Genomic DNA, 18,388 nt, shown 5'->3' with positions numbered 1-18,388 from the left:
CTGCAAGTACGTCCATGTAAGCTCGGTCGCCGCATCCATGCGGCTCACGCCCCCGCAACCGGACCCACCCCGCCTTCGACAGATCTCCGCGATCTGCTGGAATTGCCTTTGGGGTCAGATCCGTTTTCCTGCGGAAAACGGATCTGACCCCAGATTGCTTTCGATATCTGGCAGAAGTGTCGACCAAGGTCGACACCTACCCACACCTGCCGGAAACCGCCCCGCCATCCCACGGAATGCGCGCTGTTGCTGTTGCCTTTGCTTCAGCTCGTAGCAGGTGCAGGGCGCAGCCCTGCAGAAAACCCTATCCCCGCGGTCGGCTGCGCGAAGGCACCAGCGCGAAGGTATCCACGGCCAGCTTCTCGGCGTGATTCAACCAGGCGCGGATCTCCAGATCGTCCACTTCATGATCCAGTCCGAAGGACACATTGATCTTGCCGTCGGCATCAGGCTGCACCCACTGCTGGGCCAGCACCACCTTGCGCTGCGATGACACGGCCTCGATCCAGAAACCGCGATCCGGGCGCGTGCTTGCCACCAGCTGCAGCATGTACTGGCCGGCGCGGGTGCGGCGGCCCTTCTGGGTGATCATGTGGGCCTGGCGTACGCTCGGGCGCGGGCCCTGGAACGCATCCAGCGGCGCGTCCACCGCGATGCCACCACGCAGGTCGTCGTCGCGGTACAGCTTGATGCCGTTGTCGCGGTTCACCAGCAAGGCGCACCAGTCGCCGTCGGCCGACCCATCCTCGAATGCGGTACAGCGATCCACATAGGCCAGGGTGTTGTCCGGATCGGCATCGTCGAACTGGCGGGACGTGTTCTCCAGATACACCGACTTCAGGCCCCAGTCCTTGTCGTACTCCAGCAGGACCGGCGGCTGCACGTGCTGCATGCCCACCACCACCTGGTCGTCGTTGTCGATCCTCAGTTCGCGGGTCGGTTCGCCCAGCCACAGCGACCGGGCGAATGCCAGGTACTGCGGGTAATCGCGGCCGCCATCGCGACGCGCGGCGACGCTGGCACTGGGGGCGCGCGTTTGGTCCAGCAGCGAGCGGCCGAAGCCCATCGTGCGCAGGCCCGGATCGAGCAGGCCCAGCAGGGTGGCGCCGGAATCCAGCGTCGAGCCGTTCTCCGCCGCCAGCTGGCGCGGCGCTACGCCATCACCGAGGAACAACAGCAGGTTCTCGCGCTTCTGCCTGGCCAGGACGTGACTGAGGTCGTTGGGCATCGCCAGATGGTCCGAGGCGATCACGATCAGCGTGTCTTTGCCGTACGGACTGGCCTGGATGCGCCGGACCAACTGCGAGATCAGGCGGTCGGTGCATTTGAGCGCGTTCAGCAGGCCGATGTTGCCGTACTGGCTCTGGTAGCGTTCGCCCTTGCACGACACCGGCAGGTGGCCTGCGGGATGGTGCGTGTCCATGGTCAGCGTGGTCAGCATGAACGGTGCGCCGACGCGCGAGAGCTGCTCGAAGCGCTGGTAGGCGGTGTCCAGCAGCACGTCGTCGTGTACGCCCCATGCAGAGTAGTGAATGCGCCCGATCTTCTTCTGCTGCTTGAACCACGCCAGATCATGTACTTCGTCGAAGCCGTGACTGGCCAGGAACTGGCCCTTGCCGGCGAACTGGCCGTTGGCGCCGCCCAGATAATGGTTGGTGTAGCCCTGCTGCTTCAGGTAGTCGCCCAGGCACACGGCCTTGGGCAGGAAGCTGCCCATCCGGTCCATGCTGTTCTCATCACCCTGCGAGGTGGTCAGCGGCACGCCGCACATCGATGCCACCAGCCCGGCGATGGTCCAGCCACTGCCTTCGGCCGATGCCAGGCCGCGCACATCCAACGACCTGGCGGCCAGACGATTGAGGTTGGGCATCAACCCGGGGAACACGTTCTCGTCCAGATAAGTGCGTTCAAGGCTTTCGCCGTAGATCCAGACGATGTTGCGCGGCCGCTGCAACGGCTGGGTCGGCACCTGGTACTCCGGTGCGATGCGCGCGAAATCCACCGGTCGCAGCTGCTGGTAAAGACGCTGGCCGTCGCGCGCCAGCGGACTGACCATGAGCGTGACCACCCATGCGACGGCGAAGCCGGCGAACCAGGCCGCTCCCCGCCCGGGCCGATGCCAGCGGCGGACCCGCGTAGCGAACAGCGGCAGCAGCGAAACCAGGGCCAGCACGATGAAGCCGGCGATGTAGCCCTTGAAGTCGGCGACGCCGGCACCCTCCATGTCCGCACCCAGGTGGTACAGCGTGGCGGCGTTGAGTCCGTCACCGGAGAGCTTGTCGATCAGCCACCACGTGCTGAGCGCCAGCAACAGCAGTGAGAACGAACCGGCCTTCCACCACATCCATTTGTCGGAAGCGAGGAACAGCCAGGCCAGTAGCAACAACGACAGCAGAAGGATCCAGAGCATAGGCGGCTTCGGCAGTGAACGGGGTGGTGCGATGGACGTCGTACCGACGCGTGTCCATTCGACCGGCGCTGCCGCTAGCATGTGTGCATGACAGGCCGATGACCCGATAGTGCATGCACGAACCTGACTGAAATGTTTGTTGAAACGCCGCGCGCGCAATCGCGCTCACAAGGTAAAACGAGCGTGAAATGCTGCGTTGGATTGCATTAAAAAGCGCATGAATACGAGTGTTTCACCAATGCACTAGCGGTGCCCGCGCTCCTCGCGTGCGCGCGCACGACGATCAAACAGCAATGCACTGGTCACGATGCCCAGCCCCAACGCCACGCCGATCAGCATCAGCACCAGCGCGATCGCCGGGTAACCGAACACATGCCAGCCGGTATTAAGCTTCATCATCAGCGATGCGGCGAGAATCAGCGCTGCGCTGATGATGCCCGCCGCTACGCGGTTGGCGATCTTCTGCAGATTCTCCATCAGCCGTGATTCCTCCAGCCCGGTCACCTTCATCTGCAGGCGGTTCTCGGCCAGCAGGGCCATGATGTCCGACAGCTTGCGCGGCCCATCACGCAGCAGCTGCTGCAACTCCATCGCCTCGCTGGCGAGGTTGGCGGCCGACAGCGACTTCTTCAGGCGCGCGCGCATCACATGCTGCAGCTGGCGTTCGACGATGCGGCGCGTGTCCAGTTCGGGCGCGAGCAGGCGGCAGACCGTCTCCAGGTTCAGCAGCGCCTTGCCCAGCAGGCTCAGTTCCGGCGGCGTACGCAATCCACAGGCCGTGGCGATGCGCACCATGTCCAGCACCACGCGTCCCTCGGAGAAATTGCCGCTGGCGGCATAGCGCGCGATCAACTGGCCGGTCTCGCGCAGGTAACGCTCCTCGTCGAAGGCTTCCAGCCGGGTGCTGATGCTGATCAGATCGTCCGCCACTTCTTCGCCGCGGCCATCGACGGCGGCGAACAGGATCTTCAGCAGGCGCTCGCGCAGGCGCGGTGGCATGTGCGCGACCATGCCCAGATCGAAGATGGCGAGGCGACCATCGGGCATCACCCGCAGGTTGCCCGGATGGGGATCGGCGTGGATCTCGCCATGCACGAAGATCTGGTCCAGGTAGCCCCGGATCAGCGCGGCTGCCAACGGGTCCATCGACTGCTCGGTACGGCGTACGCCGGGTATCGCGTCCACGCGTACGCCGGTGGCCAGTTCCATGGTCAGCACGCGCTGGCTGCTGTAATCCCAGATCGGCTGCGGGACCCACAGGCGCCGGAAGGGCCGCAGATGGCGGCCGAAGCGGGCCAGGTTCTCGGCCTCGGCGTGGTAATCCAGCTCCTGCATCAGGGTCTTGGCGAACTCGTTGAGCCAGTCGCGCAGCCGCACCCGGCGGCCGACCTGGGTCAGGTGATCGGCGGCAAGAGCGAAGCTGCGCAACGCTTCCAGATCCGAACGCAGCTGCGCGGCGACCTCCGGCTTCTGCACCTTCACCGCGACCTGCCGGCCGTCATGCATCACCGCACGATGGACCTGGGCGATCGAGGCGCAGCCCAGCGGCTCGGGGTCGAAGGCCGCGAACAGCTTGCTCACCGGTGCCCCCAGCTCCTGCTCGACGATGGCATGGATGCGTTCGACCGGAATCTCGGCCACCTTCTCCTGCATGCGCTCCAGTGCCGTGGCGAACTCCACCGGCACCATGTCTGGACGTGTGGACAGCATCTGGCCCAGCTTGACGAACGTCGGCCCCAGCGCTTCCAGGTCACTGACGAACTGCTCGGGATTGCCGTCGGCCGGGACCTCGGCCTGGCTGCCGGCTGCGTCCAGGTTCATGCCGGAGAACACCCCCGAATGACGGTAGCGCATCAGCAGGCGCAGGATCTGGCTGCGTCGGCTCATGCCTTTGACCAGCGGTGGATTGCCAGTGGCGGTGGGCGGATTGTTCAAACGGCACTCCTTGTGGACAACGACCGGTAGTGCCGGGCCATGCCCGGCGGAACGGGATCACCTCGCCAGTCTGGCCGGGGCAGGGTAGGCACGCGGTGAATCCACTTCCTCCCGGGCCGTTGGATCGGTCAGAATCCGTCCATCCTCCCTCCTGGAACCCCCATGGCCGGTGCCAGCCTGTTTGCCCTGCTCGACGATATCGCGACGCTGCTCGATGACGTCTCGATCCTGACCAAGGTGGCCGCGAAGAAGACGGCCGGTGTGCTTGGCGACGACCTGGCGCTGAACGCACAGCAGGTCACCGGTGTTTCCGCCAACCGTGAACTGCCGGTGGTCTGGGCGGTGGCCAAAGGCTCGCTGCTCAACAAGGTGATCCTGGTTCCGGCGGCGCTGGCGATCAGCGCCCTGGAAGCCTGGCTGCATGGTCGTGGCTGGAACGTGCCGCTGATCGTGCCCTTGATGATGATCGGTGGCGCATTCCTGTGCTTCGAGGGGGTGGAAAAGCTGGCGCACCGTTTCCTGCATTCGGCGGACGAGGACGCCGAGCACCAGGCCGAGCGGCGCAGGGCGCTGGCCGATGCGCAGGTGGACATGGTGGCGTGGGAGAAGGACAAGGTGAAAGGTGCGATCCGTACCGACTTCATCCTCTCTGCCGAGATCATCGTCCTGACACTGGGCGTGGTTGCCGCCGCCTCGTTCTCCCAGCAGGTGCTCACCCTGGTGGTGGTCGCATTGGCGATGACGGTGTTCGTCTACGGACTGGTTGCCGGCATCGTCAAGCTGGACGACGCGGGCCTGTACCTCTCGCGTAAGGGCGGAGCGGTCGCAGCGTTCGGACGCGGCCTGGTCGCATCGGCGCCGTGGTTGATGAAGTTCCTGTCGATCGCCGGCACCGTGGCCATGTTTCTGGTCGGCGGCGGCATTCTGGTGCACAACGTGCCGGCGCTGCACCACGCGGTGCAGGCGCTCGGTGGCCAGGGCCAGTGGGGCTGGCTGATCGGCGCGGTTGCCAACATGGTGGTGGGTATCGTCGCTGGCGCCATCGTGCTGGCGGCGGTGACCGGCATCCAGAAGCTGCGCGGGAAGTAGCCGCGTCGCCGGACGGGCGGCGGTAGCGCCGGGCCATGCCCGGCGGAGCGCTTCAGCCCGCCTGCACGCGGTTCTTGCCCTGCCGCTTGGCCGCGTACAGCGCCTCGTCGGCCCGTCGCAGCAGCGCCTCGCTGTCATCGCCGGGCTGCCATTGCGCCAGTCCGGCACTGAAATGCACCGGCACGCGCCGGTCCTGCACGGTCAGTACCCGATGCGCCAGTGAGCGCTGCAGGCGCTGCACGGTGGCCATGCTGTCCGCACCGGGGGTCTCCGGCAGCACCAGCACGAACTCGTCGCCGCCCAGCCGCGCGATGCCATCGGTGGCGCGCAGCAGCAGCCTGCACACCGCCACCATGTGCTGCAGCAGCGCGTCACCGCCGGCGTGACCATGCGCGTTGTTGGTCTGGTGGAAGTCATCCAGATCGATCACCGCCACGCCCAGCGGCGTGTTGTTGCGTTCGGCGCGCGCCAGCTCGCGCTGCAGCAGTTCGTCCAGGCCCCGGCGGTTCAGTGCCTGGGTCAGCGGATCGATGCGCGCGAGGTCGCCGGCCATGCGCAGTTCCTGTTCCAGCTCGGCGATGCGTTGTTCAGCGCGCTCCACGTCCAGCCGTGCGGCAGCCAGGTGGTCGCGTGCCTGCGCGGCCTGCTGCTGCACTTTGCCGGTATCGCGCATCACCTCCTGCAGCAGCTGGTTCAGATCGGCGATGCTGCGCGCCTCGCGCAGCTGCAGTGCGTAGCTACCGATACGGTCATGGTATTCACCGGTGCTGGTGGCCATGCCATCCATGCGTTCGATGAAATCCCCCATCAGTCCGCGCATCGCCGCCTTGGAGTCGTCGATGCCCTGGCGCAGCAGGCCCTGCCGGTAGATCACCTCGCGCAGCTCGGCACGCGTTCGTTCAACGGCCTCGGCCTGCAGCGGGCCGGACAGCAGTTGCCGCACCGCCGCGATCTGGCCCTGCAGCCAGCTGCGATCGTCCAGCAGTTCGCTCACATTCTCCAGCAGCAGTGCGAACAGCTCCAGCAGCAGCGCCTGCTGTTCCTGCCAGCTGCCGGCACGCACGCCGATCTGATGGCCGAGCTCGCGCACACCCTGCTCGATCGGCTCCAGGGCGCTGCCCGGCTGCCAGTGGCGCAGGCGAAGGGACAGCGCCTGCGCCTGCTCGCGCAGGTCCGGGTCGTGCTGCAGCAGCGCCACTACCGCGCCGCCCAGCAGCAGGCGCAGCTGTTCGGACAGGCGCAGGCTGTCGGGCTGCCCATCCGGTGAATGCTGGTCGATGGTGCGGATGTACTTGTCGATCAGTTGCCGCATCGCCCGCCCGTAGCGTGGCCAGTCGGCGCTGGCCTGCGCCGACTGCAGGCGATCACCCATGTCGCCCAGTTCGCCCGGCAGCGTCGCCATGCCATTGGCGAACGCGGCCAGCAGCGGCTCCGGCGCATCGGCACCGGCAAAGAGCCGTTGCAGGCTTGCGCTGCTGCCGCCCTGCAGGACCACGCGCTCGCCCTCACCCGTGTCGGCCACGGCGCGCACGCGTGCCGGCGGACCGAGGGCGGTGCCGGGGGCGGGGCGCGGGTCGGGGTGGTCCGTCATGGAGCGAATCCTGGGGCTGGCAGGGTCTGGTTCCAGCATATCGGCGCGGCTGCCGATGGCTTGAACGGCTAGGATGGGCGACAGGATGCCGCACGGGAGGTGGTGATGCGCGTGATGTTGCTGGGGGCGACCGGCCTGGTCGGCGGGCTGACCCTGCCCGGGCTGCTGGACGACCCGCGCTGCCGCGCCGTGATCGCGCCCACCCGGCGTCCGCTGGCGTTGACCCATGGGAAGCTGGAGAACCCGGTGCTGGCCTTTGACGCGTTGCCGGCCTCGCCTGAGTGGGCGCGCGTGGACGCCGTCATCTGCGCGCTGGGCAGCACCATCGCCCAGGCCGGCAGCCGCGAGGCCTTCCACCGCATCGACCATGACTATCCGCTGGCGTTCGCCCGCCTCGCACAGGCACAGGGCGCGAAGACCTATGTATTGAATTCCGCCGCCGGTGCCAATCCGCAGTCGTCGATCTTCTACAGCCGGGTGAAGGGCGAGCTGGAGCGTGATCTGCGCGCGCTGGGCTTCGCCTCGCTGACCCTGGTGCGGCCTGGACTGATCGGCGGCGAGCGCACCGAGGTCCGTCGTGGTGAGCGTTTCGCACTGGCGGTGCTCGGTGCACTGGGTCCGGCACTGCCGCGGGCATGGCGGATCAATCCAGCCAGCGAAATCGCCAAGGCATTGATCGGGGCCGCGCTGGCCCCGCAGCCGGGTGAGCACGTGGTGACATCAAGCGCACTGGTCGGCTGATGTCGCGTGCGCTGCGCCTGACCCAGCTGCTGCAGCTGCTGCGCCGCCATCGACGGCCGGTGGCCGGGCAGGTGCTGGCCGATGCGCTGGGTATCAGCCTGCGTACGCTGTACCGCGACATCGAGACGCTGCGCGGGCAGGGCGCTGACCTGCGCGGTGAGGCGGGCGTCGGCTACCAGCTCGCGCCAAGCGACACGCTGCCGCCGATGACCCTGCCACCGGCCGAGATCGACGCGCTGGTGCTCGGCCTGCGCTGGGTTGCGGCCCGCACCGAGCCGGCGCTGGCCGAGGCTGCCCGTGATGCGTTGGCGCGCATCGCGCATGTGTTGCCCGCCGCCCGCCGCGAGGCACTGCGTGACAGCGGTCTGCGCGTGGGCCCTTCACGAACAGTGGCCAAGGTGCCGGCGGCCCGGCTCCAGGCGGTGCGCGAAGCCGTGAGCGCACAGCAGCGCCTGAAGTTCGGCTACGAAGATGCGCACGGCCAGCGCAGCGAGCGCATCGTCTGGCCCTTCGCGCTGGGCTACTTCGACGAAGTTCCGATGCTGGCAGCGTGGTGCGAGAGCCGCGAAGACTTCCGCCACTTCCGGCTGGACCGCATCCGCCAGGTGCGCGCGCTGGAGGACCGTTATCACGTGCCACGCGCCACCCTGCTGCGGCGCTGGCAGAAGGCCCAGGGCATCGCACCTGACTGGTTGGATCGTTCGTAGCATCGGGCTTGCTCGACGGCCTTCGAGCTTGGCGAACAGCGGGCGAACAGGCGCGATGTTGCTGACAGAATCTGTCAGCAGGGCGGTACCACCATGAAGGCTCCCAACAACGGAGCGTCCCCATGTTCAGGCCCAGCACCCTGCTGCAGTACGCAAGCGATGTCGCCGCCAGCGCCACCTTCTACAGCGGCATCCTCGGCACACCTCCCATCGAGCAGTCGCCCGGCTTTGCCCTGTTCCTGCTCGGCGACGGCGCCGCACTCGGCCTGTGGCAGCGCGATGACGTGCAACCGCCGGTGTCCGCGCAGGCCGGCGCCGCGGAACTGGCGATGGTGGTCGCCAACCCGGAGGCTGTACAGCAGATGCACGACGCGTGGCGCGCACTCGGCGTGCAGATCGTGCAGGCCCCGGTCACCCTGGAATTCGGGCACACCTTCGTGGGTGTTGATCCGGATGGTCACCGCCTGCGTGTGTACAGCCGCGCCGAGGGCCTGCCCGCGCGCGGTTGAAATGAGGGGAGCCGGTACCTGCCGGTTCCGCTGTTCCCGGATGTGGTTCCGCCCACCTTCGGTTGACCAGCAAGAAGCTGCCGAGCATGGGCTCGGCTCTACCGTAGAGCGCGCACAAAAAACGCCGGGCACTGCCCGGCGTTTCCTGTGTTTCAGAGATGGGTCGTCGATCAGCTGGCCAGGGCCAGGTCGTCCATCATCGCGCGCAGGAAGCGGGCAGCTTCACCGCCGGTGGCCGCGCGGTGGTCGAAGGTGACCGACAGCGGGATGACCTTGTGCGCTTCCACGCCGCCCATCACCGGGGTCATCTGATGGCGGGCACGGCCGGCACCGACGATGGCCACGCACGGCGGCACCACGACCGGGGTCGCGTAGCGGCCGGCGAACATGCCGAAGTTGGACAGCGAGATGGTGTAGCCACTCAGTTCCGAGGCCGCGATCGAGCGCGCTTCCACCTGCTCGCGCAGGCGGTTCACGCCCTCGCGGATGCCACGGGCATCCAGCATGTCGGCGTTGCGCAGGGCCGGCACGAACAGGCCGTCGTCGGTGTCCACGGCGATGCCGATGTCCACCTGCGCGTGCAGGGTGCGGGTCAGCGCTTCGCCATCGAACCAGGCGTTCATCGCCGGCACCTTCTGCGCGGCAACCACGATGGCACGCACCAGGCGGGCGGTGACGTCGTTGCCGGGCAGCCAGGCATGGATGTCGGCGTCGTCGTTGAGCGTGGTCGGTACAACCTTGCTGTGCGCATCGGCCATCACCCGCGCCATGTTCCGGCGCACGCCCTTCAGCGGTTCCGGCTGGCCCTTGGCGACCACGCCCGGCGGCTGCGTGCGCATCGGCTTGCCCGCCGCAGACAAGGAGGTGCGGGCTTCGTTCTGTACCGGCGCAGACACCTGCGCCGGGGCCGGCGCGGCATAGGCCGCAGCGGCAGCCGGTGCCGGCGCGGCGCCGAGCTTGGCGGTGCCGTTGGCGGCGGCCTGCTTGACGTCGGCCATGGTCACCGCGCCATCGCTGCCGGTGGCGCGCACGCGGCTCAGGTCCACGCCCAGCTTGCGCGCCATCGCACGCACCGCCGGTACGGCCTTGACGCCACCGACGGCCAGCGCCTGCTCGGTGTGCACGGCATTGGAGCTCTGCATCGCGCCGACCACCGTGCCGGCGTCATCGCGCTCGGCCTTGGCGTCCTCGGCGGCGGCCGGTGCCGGAGTCGGCAGCGGCGGCGGGGTCGGTGCTGCGGCCGCAGCCGGTGCCGGGGCATGGCCGTGGCTGTGGCCGGTGTCCTGGCCATCGGCACGCTGCGGCAGGTTCGGGTCGATCTCGAAGCTGGCCAGCACCGAGCCGGTCGGAATGATGTCGCCGGCCGCACCGGACAGCTTCAGCACCTTGCCGGAGACCGGCGACGGCACTTCCACCACGGCCTTGGCGGTCTCCATCGACACCAGCGGCTCGTCCAGCTTGATCACATCGCCTTCCTTCACGAACCACTCGACGATGGTCGCGTCCGGCAGGCCTTCGCCCAGGTCGGGCAGGTTGAAATTCTTGGTCTGGCTCATTTGCAGTTCTCTTCCAGCAGTTCCAGTTCGCGGGCCGGCAGCCAGCCCGTCGCACCATTGGCGCGCTCGGACCACCACCATCCGCCGTGTTCGTGATGCAGCTTGACCATCTCGCCGCTTTCCACATCCAGCTCGCGGGCGTCGTAATCGCGCAGGGCTTCGGCGCGACCGTCGTCCAGCAGTTGCAGCCAGGCGACGGGCGCCCAGCCGGCGCGTCCATCGCTGGTGCGTACCCAGGCAAACGCCGGCCATTCCTCGTCACGTACGCCTACTTCGACGATCTGGCCGGTGCGGAACCGGAGCGGGTTGGGATACTGGCTGCGGTAAGCCCCAAGGAGGCGGGCCCGCATGTCAGCCCGCCGCCACCGCGCGCTTGGCCGCGGTCACGATCCGGTCCACGCTCGGCAGGTACTTCATCTCCAGGCGGAACAGCGGAATGTGGGTGTCGTAGCCGGTAACGCGCTCGACCGGGGCCAGCAGGTCGTACATCGATTCCTCGGCCAGGCGCGCGGCGATTTCCGCACCGAAGCCCGCGGTCTTCGGGGCCTCCTGCACGATCACGCAGCGGCCGGTCTTGGACACCGACTCGGCGATGGTGGCGAAGTCCAGCGGACGCAGCGTGGCCACGTCGATGACTTCGGCACTGATGCCCTCGCCAGCCAGCTTGTCGGCCGCTTCCAGCGCTTCCTTCACCTGCGCACCCCAGGCGACCAGGGTCACGTCGGTGCCGTCGCGCAGCACGAAGCACACGTCCAGCGGCAGGGCTTCGCCGTCGTTGACGACCACTTCCTTGTACTGGCGGTAGATGCGCTTGGGCTCCATGTAGATCACCGGATCGGGATCGCGCATGGCGGCCAGCAGCAGGCCATAGGCGCGCTGCGGGCTGGACGGCAGCACCACGCGCAGGCCCGGCACGTTGGTGAAGATCGATTCGTTGGCTTCGCTGTGGTGTTCCGGCGCACGGATGCCACCGCCCCACGGCACGCGCAGCACCATCGGGCAGTGCAGGCGGCCACGGGTACGGGTACGCAAGCGCGCGGCGTGGCAGATGATGTGGTCGACCATCGGGTAGACGAAGCCATCGAACTGGGCTTCGGCCACCGGCTTCATGCCCTGCGCGGCCAGCCCGACGGTGAGGCCGGCGATGGTCGTTTCATCCAGCGGGGTGTCGAGGATGCGCTGCGCACCGAAGCGCTGCTGCAGGCCGGCGGTGGCGCGGAACACGCCGCCGTTGACGCCCACGTCCTCGCCCAGAACCAGCACCGACGGGTCGTGTTCCAGCTCCCAGGCCAGCGCCTGGGTGATGGCTTCGATCAGGGTGATGGGGGTAGCGGTCATTGCGATGTCTCCACCGGCGACAGCAGCGCTGTCGGCGGCATTGGCCTGGGAAGCGGAAGCGCCCGTCTTGATGTCATCCATGGCGCTGCTCCAGGGCAATGGCGGCCGCGCGCTGGGCCAGAAGATCCGGCGGCGGATCGGCATACAGGTAGTCGAACATCGCCTCGACCGGCTGCACCGGGGTATTGAGGTACTGGTTCACTTCCTCGTCGACCCTGGCGCCGCACTGCTCCACCCAGGCCTTTTCTTCGTCCTCGCTCCACACGCCCTGGGCGGTGAGGTACTTGCGCAGGCGCAGCATCGGCTCACGGGTCCAGGCATCCTTCACTTCGGCGTCGTCGCGGTAGCGGCGCGCGTCGTCGGCGGTGGTGTGGTCGGACAGGCGGTAGGTCATCAGTTCCAGCACGGTGCCGCCTTCGCCGGCGAGGCCGCGCTCGCGCGCCTGTTCCATCGCCGCCAGCACCGCGATCAGATCGTTGCCGTCCACCTGCAGGCAGTGCAGGCCGCCGGCCAGGCCCTTCTGTGCCAGCGTTTCGGCGCCGGTCTGCGCCGAGCGCGGCACCGAGATGGCCCAGCCGTTGTTGACGATGCACAGGATCAGCGGCAGCTTGTAGGCACCGGCAGAGTTCAGTGCGGCATAGAAGTCGGTCTTCGAGCTGCCGCCATCGCCACACACCGCCACCGCGACCTGCTGCTCGTTGTTGAGCTTGAACTTCAGCGCGGCGCCCGCAGCGTGCAGGCACTGCGTGGAAATCGGCACGCAGAACGGGAAGTCCTTCACCGCATTGCCGGTGAAGTCGTTGCCGCGCTCGTCCCCGCCCCAGTACATCAGCACGTCGTACGGGCGCACGCCACGCATGAACATCGCGCCGTACTCGCGGTAGCTCGGGCCGAGCACGTCGCCTTCGCGCATGCCGGCGCCGATGCCCACGTGCGCCGCCTCGTGACCCAGGCAGGCGGCATAGGTACCCAGCTTGCCGGTGCGCTGCAGGGCGATGGATTTGCTGTCGAACGTGCGTACGTACAGCATCTGCTTGAACAGCGGCACCAGGACGCGCGGATCCTTCAGGGATTCGGGCAGGTCATTGCGGACGAGCGTGCCGTCCGCATCCAGATACTGCAGGTATTCGATCTTGAATTCAGCGGCAACCGTCATCGCGTACTGCACCTTCGACAGAGAAGTTACAAATGATATGAATCGCCATGTTAAGGAACGCGTACGAAATAGCCTTCCTGCGGCGCAACACGGCGATTCCCCGTTGTACCCCTGCCGGCGGGTGGAGGGCCAATAACAACAACGTATTCAGTCGTTGCTGCATAGCATCAGAATACGCCTCCGGCTGACTGCCCGCGCAACGTCGCAAACGGTTCCACGCGCGGGCCCGCCATTGCCGGGTGATCCACGGCTCACCGCACGGCCCGGTATGGAGCCTCCGGCTGCCAGCGCGGCGGCAACGCGCTACCCTTGCCGCCCCCGATCTGGTCCCGCCCATGTCCGTCGACAACAACCAACGCGATCTCGAAGCCGGCATCCACACCGACCTGCACGGCCGGCTGACCTACGGCGGCTACCTTCGGCTGGACCAGCTGCTCAGTGCCCAGCAGCCGCTGTCCAACCCGCCGCACCACGACGAGATGCTCTTCATCATCCAGCACCAGACGTCGGAGCTGTGGTTGAAGCTGCTGGGGCACGAGCTTGGCGCGGCCATCGGTTTCCTGCAGCGCGATGAAGTCTGGCAGTGCCGCAAGGTGCTGGCCCGCAGCAAGCAGGTGCTGCGCCAGCTCACCGAGCAGTGGTCGGTGCTGGAAACCCTGACCCCATCCGAGTACATGGGTTTCCGCGATGTGCTGGGGCCCTCCTCGGGCTTCCAGTCGCTGCAGTACCGGTACATCGAGTTCCTGCTGGGCAACAAGAACGCGCAGATGCTGCAGGTGTTCGAGCATGATCCGGCCGGGCAGGCGCAGCTGCGGAGCGTGCTGGAGGCACCCAGCCTGTACGAGGAGTTCCTGAAGTACCTGGCCCGCTTCGGCCATGCCGTGCCGGCAATGTACGAGACTCACGACTGGACCCAGCCGCACGTGGCCGACGACGCCCTGCAGCCGGTCTTCGAGCGCATCTACCAGGACACCGACCGCTACTGGCGCGAGTATTCACTGTGCGAGGACCTGGTGGACCTGGAGACGGCCTTCCAGCTCTGGCGGTTCCGCCACATGCGTACGGTGATGCGGGTGATCGGCTTCAAGCGCGGTACCGGAGGCTCGTCCGGGGTCGGCTTCCTGCGCCAGGCGCTGGAGCTGACCTTCTTCCCCGAGCTGTTCCAGGTGCGGACCACACTGCAGGCCGCGCCCCCGCCGGAGCTGGGCTGATCCCCATTCATCCGGATCCCGGCCGGCGGCTGGATCGTTTCAGATGCAAGTTCAGCGAGCAGGCGGGGACCTGCCTCAAACGGCGTGTATTTGACGTGAACGCCACAAGTCGGTGATCCTCGCGCGTTGCTCCATTGCACATCGGACGTGCTCGTCATCCACCGAACCAGGAATCCCGCATGAGCGTAAACGCCACTGCGAACACCCCGGAGCCGGCGCTGCCGGACTTCAAGACCACGCTGGGCCACCCGCGCCCGCTGTGGATGCTGTTCATGACCGAGTTCTGGGAACGCTTTGCGTTCTACGGCATCCGCTGGGCCTTGGTGCTGTACATCGTCGCCCAGTTCTACAACGGCAACGCCGCCGGCGAGGGCGATGCCAGCCGCATCTACGGTGCCTACCTGGCGCTGGTGTACGCGGCAGCGATCTTCGGCGGTTACGTGGCCGACCGGGTGCTGGGCTACCAGCGCTCGATCCTGACCGGCGCGATCATCATGGCGGCCGGCCTGTTCATGATCTCGCTGCCGGAAGAGCATCTGTTCAAGCTCGGCCTGGCCACGATCATCGTGGGCAACGGCCTGTTCAAGCCGAACATCTCCACCATGGTCGGCAAGCTGTATGGCCTGAAGGACGAGCGCCGCGATTCGGGCTTCACCATCTTCTACATGGGCATCAACATCGGCGCGATGATCGCCCCGGTGCTGACCGAGTACCTGGCCCGCAAGGTGTTCGGCACCTCGGAAATGCCGTCGTACAAGGTCGTGTTCATCGCCTCCGGCGTGGGCATGCTGATCTCGCTGGTGTGGTTCTACATCGGCCGGGCCGGCCTGAAGGGCATCGGTGCACCGCCGGCCGGTGCCGAAGGCTTCGGTCGCATCGTGATGGTGCTGGTGGGCGCGCTGGTGGCCATCCCGGTCGCCTACTTCCTGCTGGCGACCGGCGCCACCGCGCTGGCCTGGATCCTGGGCGTGATGTTCGCTGCGCTGGCCGTGCTGCTGCTGGTCGAAGGCATCCGCGAGGGCAAGGTGCAGCGCGACCGCGTGATCGCCATGCTGATCATCTTCGCGTTCAACGTCATGTTCTGGATGTTCTTCGAACAGGCCGGCAGCTCGTTCACCTTCCTGGCCGAGAACATCGTCAACCGTGACTTCGGCAACTGGACCTTCCCGACCGCGTGGTTCCAGTCGGTGAACTCGGTGGCCATCATCACCCTGGCGCCGCTGATCGCCTGGATCTGGGTGGCCCTGGGTCGGGCCAATCCGTCCATCCCGCGCAAGTTCGGCCTGGGCCTGCTGTTCAACGGCGCGGCCTTCGCCCTGCTGATGTTTGCCCTGTCGCAGATGGTCGTGGACGGCAAGATCCCGTTCTGGACCCTGTTCATGGTCTACGTCATCCAGTCCGTCGGTGAGCTGTGCCTGTCGCCGATCGGCCTGTCGATGGTGACCAAGCTGGCCCCGGTCCGCCTGGTCGGCTTCGGCATGGGTGGCTGGTTCCTGTCCACCGGCATCGGCAACAACCTGTCGGGCATCTTCGCCGGCGCCGTCAGCGGTGAAGGCGGCATGACGATCGATTCGGCACTGAAGGGGTATACCTTCGGCTTCTGGGCCCTGATCGGTTCCGGCGTGGTGCTGTTCCTGATCGCCCCGCTGATCAACAAGCTGATGCACGGCGTCAAGTGATGAGAGGGTAGCTGGCATGCGTACGAAGCTCGGTGGTGCGATGGGGATGGTCTGTGCGGCGCTGATCGGCGCGTGTTCGCAACCCCCGCCACCCGCCGCCACCGGGCCGACGCAGCCACTGGATACCCGTCCCACCGAGCCACCGGTCGCTGACCCCAGCGAACCGGTGGCCTCGGGCAACACCCCGGTGGCGGCGGATATCGCCGCCATCGCCGGGCTCAGCGCACAGTTCGACCCGGCCCGCGACCCCGCTGACGATCTGGCCACCGCCAAGGTGGAAGCCCAGCGTGGCAAGAAGCGCATCATCCTCGAGGTCGGCAACGCCGGCTGCGACCGCTGTCATGCGCTGGACCAGATCGTGGAGGGGGATGGCGACCTGCGCCGTTTCCGCGATGCCCACTACGTGTGGGTGAAGGTCAATGAGAGCGACGAGAAGCCCAACAGCGCTTTCCTCGGCCAGTTCCCGGAGATGGGCCGCGACTACCCCTACCTGCTGGTGCTCGATGCCGACGGCACCCTGCTGGCACCGCAGGCAACGGCGGCAATGCGCAGGGGCGAGACCTACCTGCCGGCGCAGGTGATGGCCTTCCTCAAGCAGTGGGCGCCTGATCGGTAGCGCCGGGCCATGCCCGGCGGATGCGCGCGCCGTCACATTCCCAGCATCGCCGCCTCAATTTCATCGCACGCACGCCGTTACCGGCAAGGCTCCCGGTCGACCCGACGTCGACGCACCCTACCGGAACGCCCATGCACAGCGACCACGCCGAACGATTGCCCGATCCTGCCAGCAGCCTGGACGAGGGTGGTGCTGGCGAGGGCGTGACCCTGCCGGCGCAGGACGCACTGCTGGATGACGTCGGCATCGGCGACAGTGCCCCCGAAGCGGCCCCGCCGCACCATCGCCTGCCGCAGATCGCACTGCCTGACAACGTCGTGCTGAAGGGCGCGGTGCAGACGCTGGTGGAACAGAAATCGCGACTCGATGCGCTGGCGTCGCAGGGCCAGCTGGCCGGCCTGCTGCCGCCGGAATGGCAGGGCAACGGCGTACGCGCCATCGAGCTGTCCACCTTCATCCAGGGCGTGCTGCCGTTCCTGCAGCCGGGAGAACGTGGCGAGACCGCGGCCGCACGCCTGCCGGTGCGTCATGTGCTGGGCGACGACAGCCGTTGGGGCCTGCCGGATGTGGCCGAACCGAAGTCGCTGGCGTGGTACCTGGCCAGCGACGAACGCGCCACTGCGGGCGGCAGGGACGTGGCCGAAGCCTTTCTGGTCGGGGCGCTGGGCGTGGCGTGGATGCAGGAGGGGCGCAGCCGCGCGGGCTTCCTGCGTGCGGTGGGGCAGGACAGCCTGGCCGCGCGGGTGACCATGCTGGGCTATCCGGCGGCCACCGAGCTGGCGCTGTACAGCGTGGTCGCGCATGGCCAGTCGCAGGTCTGGTGCGTTCACGGTCGCCGTCGCATGCGTCCACTGGTCGCACCGTGGCTGAGCGTGCCGTTGTTGACGGCCTACGGCGTGCCCGCACCGGTGCCATGGCCGTCCGCTTTCCCGCCCGTGGACGCCGTTGCCGAGGCGCTGGCGACCGCGCGCCAGGGACGCGCGCTGCCCGAGGTGGATCTGGGCAAGGTGGTGGCGAAGATGGCCGAAGACGCAGCCGGCGAAGCATGGCAGCCGGTCAGCCTGCTGCAGCTCAACACGTGGTCGCCGCGCTGGCATTTCTTCCTCGGCACCTTCGTCGGCGTGCCGTCGCTGCTGCTGGTGGCTGCCGCGCTGGCCCTGCCCGGTGCGGTCGAAGCAGCCACGGTTGCCGCATCGCTCGGCTTTGCCGGTGGCGCGATCGGTGCACTCGCGGTGCCGTGGATCCATGCGCGGCGCAAGCACCTGAGCTGAACCGTGCTGTCCCGAGACCGGGGCCGAGCCCCGGCGGCATGCCTCAGACGCCTTCGCCCATCCGTTCCAGGCCATCGCCCGCCAGGCGCAGGATCAGCGTCTCCAGCAGCTGTTCCTCCTCCTCGCTCAGCACCGACATCAGCTTGCGGGTGATCTCGATCACCAGCGGCGCGATGGTCTCGTACACCTCGAAGCCCGCTGCCGACAGGGCCAGGACCGAGCGGCGACGGTCGTCGCCATGGGTCTCGCGCTTGATGAAGCCACGCTCGAGCAGGCGCGCCACCGCGCGGCTGACCGCCACCTTGTCCATCGCCGTGCGGTCGGAGACCTCGCTGGCCGACGACCCGGGATACAGCGCCAGGATGGTGATGACCCGCCATTCCGGAATGGCCAGACCGTAACGATCACCGTACAGCTTGGCGATGTTGCCGCTGACCCGGTTGGACAGCACGCTCAGCCGGTAGGGCAGGAACTGTTCCAGGTCGAGCAGGACGTGCGATGCACGCAGGCGTGTCGAAGCGGGATCGGCGGGGCTCATGTTGCGGTGCACCTTGCTGGTGGTTTCAAGTGTAACTATAA

At 67.4% G+C, this 18,388-nt stretch carries 16 protein-coding genes; 8 read left to right on the top strand and 8 right to left on the bottom strand.

What is annotated here, in order from left to right; all coding sequences use genetic code 11:
- Positions 1–304: 304 nt before the first annotated feature.
- Together ACVOKU_RS16245 and ACVOKU_RS16240 are read right to left on the bottom strand one after the other, a co-directional pair.
- Positions 305–2,410 (bottom strand): phosphoglycerol transferase I, encoded by a 2,106-nt coding sequence (locus ACVOKU_RS16245; protein WP_481560382.1) that lies wholly within the window; start codon positions 2,408–2,410, stop codon positions 305–307.
- A gap of 243 nt (positions 2,411–2,653) precedes the next feature.
- The gene (locus ACVOKU_RS16240) at positions 2,654–4,297 is read right to left on the bottom strand and encodes an ABC1 kinase family protein (RefSeq protein WP_481560381.1); all 1,644 of its coding nucleotides are present in this window, start codon (positions 4,295–4,297) and stop codon (positions 2,654–2,656) included.
- Positions 4,298–4,507: 210 nt separating this feature from the next.
- Here ACVOKU_RS16240 and ACVOKU_RS16235 point away from each other — a divergent pair, with 210 nt between their 5' ends.
- Positions 4,508–5,434 carry a DUF808 domain-containing protein gene (locus ACVOKU_RS16235; protein ID WP_053519860.1) on the top strand — a complete coding sequence of 309 codons (927 nt, stop codon included), beginning with the start codon at positions 4,508–4,510 and terminating at the stop codon, positions 5,432–5,434.
- Between the two features lie 52 nt (positions 5,435–5,486).
- Here ACVOKU_RS16235 and ACVOKU_RS16230 read toward each other — a convergent pair whose 3' ends face one another.
- Entirely contained in the window at positions 5,487–7,025 is a 1,539-nt protein-coding gene (locus tag ACVOKU_RS16230) for a GGDEF domain-containing protein (protein ID WP_481560380.1), read from the bottom strand.
- Between the two features lie 105 nt (positions 7,026–7,130).
- Here ACVOKU_RS16230 and ACVOKU_RS16225 point away from each other — a divergent pair, with 105 nt between their 5' ends.
- From ACVOKU_RS16225 to ACVOKU_RS16215, 3 genes are all read left to right on the top strand, one after another.
- Complete coding sequence (locus ACVOKU_RS16225) at positions 7,131–7,766, top strand: Rossmann-fold NAD(P)-binding domain-containing protein (RefSeq protein WP_481560379.1); 636 nt, start codon at positions 7,131–7,133, stop codon at positions 7,764–7,766.
- Positions 7,766–8,473, top strand: a complete 708-nt coding sequence (locus ACVOKU_RS16220) for a helix-turn-helix transcriptional regulator (protein ID WP_481560378.1) — start codon at positions 7,766–7,768, stop codon at positions 8,471–8,473. The genes ACVOKU_RS16225 and ACVOKU_RS16220 overlap by 1 nt, the downstream gene beginning before the upstream one ends.
- A 122-nt stretch (positions 8,474–8,595) precedes the next feature.
- Positions 8,596–8,982 (top strand): VOC family protein, encoded by a 387-nt coding sequence (locus tag ACVOKU_RS16215; RefSeq protein WP_481560377.1) that lies wholly within the window; start codon positions 8,596–8,598, stop codon positions 8,980–8,982.
- Positions 8,983–9,152: 170 nt separating this feature from the next.
- On the opposite strand, the gene ACVOKU_RS16210 is transcribed toward ACVOKU_RS16215, so the two are convergent.
- The 4 genes from ACVOKU_RS16210 to pdhA are packed head-to-tail and all read right to left on the bottom strand — an operon-like array spanning position 9,153 to position 13,032.
- Positions 9,153–10,538 carry a dihydrolipoamide acetyltransferase family protein gene (locus ACVOKU_RS16210; protein ID WP_279941871.1) on the bottom strand — a complete coding sequence of 462 codons (1,386 nt, stop codon included), beginning with the start codon at positions 10,536–10,538 and terminating at the stop codon, positions 9,153–9,155.
- Positions 10,535–10,888 carry an SH3 domain-containing protein gene (locus tag ACVOKU_RS16205; RefSeq protein WP_053519854.1) on the bottom strand — a complete coding sequence of 118 codons (354 nt, stop codon included), beginning with the start codon at positions 10,886–10,888 and terminating at the stop codon, positions 10,535–10,537. Before ACVOKU_RS16205 ends, ACVOKU_RS16210 begins: the two co-directional genes overlap by 4 nt.
- Position 10,889: 1 nt before the next feature.
- Entirely contained in the window at positions 10,890–11,957 is a 1,068-nt protein-coding gene (locus ACVOKU_RS16200; protein ID WP_053519853.1) for an alpha-ketoacid dehydrogenase subunit beta, read from the bottom strand.
- Positions 11,950–13,032: a pyruvate dehydrogenase (acetyl-transferring) E1 component subunit alpha gene (pdhA, locus tag ACVOKU_RS16195; RefSeq protein WP_074900041.1), complete on the bottom strand. Its 1,083-nt coding sequence runs from the start codon at positions 13,030–13,032 to the stop codon at positions 11,950–11,952. The genes ACVOKU_RS16200 and pdhA overlap by 8 nt, the downstream gene beginning before the upstream one ends.
- A 335-nt stretch (positions 13,033–13,367) precedes the next feature.
- Here pdhA and ACVOKU_RS16190 point away from each other — a divergent pair, with 335 nt between their 5' ends.
- From ACVOKU_RS16190 to ACVOKU_RS16175, 4 genes are all read left to right on the top strand, one after another.
- Positions 13,368–14,243, top strand: a complete 876-nt coding sequence (locus ACVOKU_RS16190) for a tryptophan 2,3-dioxygenase (protein WP_053519851.1) — start codon at positions 13,368–13,370, stop codon at positions 14,241–14,243.
- A gap of 179 nt (positions 14,244–14,422) precedes the next feature.
- Complete coding sequence (locus ACVOKU_RS16185) at positions 14,423–15,922, top strand: peptide MFS transporter (protein WP_053519850.1); 1,500 nt, start codon at positions 14,423–14,425, stop codon at positions 15,920–15,922.
- A gap of 16 nt (positions 15,923–15,938) precedes the next feature.
- Complete coding sequence (locus ACVOKU_RS16180; protein WP_053519849.1) at positions 15,939–16,538, top strand: thioredoxin family protein; 600 nt, start codon at positions 15,939–15,941, stop codon at positions 16,536–16,538.
- A gap of 131 nt (positions 16,539–16,669) precedes the next feature.
- Positions 16,670–17,809 carry a hypothetical protein gene (locus ACVOKU_RS16175; protein ID WP_481560376.1) on the top strand — a complete coding sequence of 380 codons (1,140 nt, stop codon included), beginning with the start codon at positions 16,670–16,672 and terminating at the stop codon, positions 17,807–17,809.
- A gap of 43 nt (positions 17,810–17,852) precedes the next feature.
- Here ACVOKU_RS16175 and ACVOKU_RS16170 read toward each other — a convergent pair whose 3' ends face one another.
- Positions 17,853–18,347: a MarR family winged helix-turn-helix transcriptional regulator gene (locus ACVOKU_RS16170; protein ID WP_065174367.1), complete on the bottom strand. Its 495-nt coding sequence runs from the start codon at positions 18,345–18,347 to the stop codon at positions 17,853–17,855.
- Between the last annotated feature and the right edge of the window lie 41 nt (positions 18,348–18,388).

It is taken from the genome of Stenotrophomonas sp. STEN147, assembly GCF_056757995.1.
This window is presented reverse-complemented; position numbering and strand designations above follow the sequence as displayed.